The organism is Kocuria sp. CNJ-770 (assembly GCF_001942375.1).
Lineage (GTDB): Bacteria > Actinomycetota > Actinomycetes > Actinomycetales > Micrococcaceae > Kocuria > Kocuria oceani.
The window spans coordinates 40,767-41,952 of the sequence record NZ_MKJW01000094.1 but is presented as its reverse complement, the minus strand read 5'-3'; the positions used below and the strand labels follow the sequence as shown (position 1 = coordinate 41,952).

Here is a 1,186-nt window from a genome sequence, read left to right as displayed (position 1 = left end):
GGGGTGGAGATCAAGGCGGAGAACCAGACCCTCGCCACGGTCACCCTGCAGAACTACTTCCGCCTCTACGACAGGCTCTCCGGCATGACGGGCACCGCCGAGACCGAGGCCGCCGAGTTCATGAACACCTACGGGCTGGGCGTCGTGTCCATCGAGACCCACCGCCCGCTCGCCCGCGTGGACCGCCCCGACCTCGTCTACAAGAACGAGGTCGCCAAGTTCGCCGCCGTGGTCAAGGACATCGAGGAGCGCCACGCCAAGGGTCAGCCGGTCCTGGTGGGCACGGTGTCGGTCGAGAAGAGCGAGTACCTCTCCAAGCTGCTGGCCCAGCGCGGGGTCCGCCACGAGGTGCTCAACGCGAAGAACCACGCCCGCGAGGCCGCGATCGTCGCCCAGGCCGGTCGCCGGGGCGCCGTCACGGTGGCCACCAACATGGCCGGCCGCGGCACCGACATCATGCTCGGCGGCAACGCCGAGTTCAACGCGGTCGACCGGATGCGCGAGCGGGGCCTGGACCCCCAGCGCGACGCCGAGGAGTACGAGCGCGTCTGGCCCGAGGTGCTGGCCGCGTGCGAGGCCGAGACGAAGGCGGAGCACCAGGAGGTCGTCGAGGCCGGCGGCCTGTACGTGCTGGGCACCGAGCGGCACGAGTCCCGGCGCATCGACAACCAGCTGCGCGGGCGGTCCGGGCGCCAGGGCGACCCGGGCGAGTCGCGGTTCTACCTGTCGCTGGCCGACGACCTCATGCGCCTGTTCAACGCCGGCGCCGCCCAGCGGCTCATGGCAGGGGCCCCGGACGACACCGCGCTCGAGCACAAGATCGTCTCCCGGGCCATCGCCTCCGCGCAGAGCCAGGTGGAGGGCCGCAACGCCGAGCAGCGCAAGAACGTCCTGAAGTACGACGACGTCCTCAACCGCCAGCGCGAGGCCGTCTACCGGGACCGCCGCCGCGTTCTGGAGGGCGACGACCTGCAGGAGCAGATCGTCCAGTTCGTCGACGAGGTCGTCAGCTCCACGGTCGAGGACCGCACCGCGGTGGGCCATCCCGAGGACTGGGACCTCGAGGGGCTGTGGGAGTCGCTGCGCACGATCTACCCCGTGACCCTCACGGTCGACGAGGTCGTGGAGGAGGCCGGCGGGCGCACCCGCCTCACCGCCGAGTTCCTGCGCGAGCAGATCCTCTCCG

General features: G+C 71.2%; 1 pseudogene. It reads left to right on the top strand.

Features of this window, described 5'->3' with window-relative positions:
* Positions 1-1,186, top strand: a pseudogene (locus tag BJF77_RS21680) (preprotein translocase subunit SecA); the annotation flags it as partial.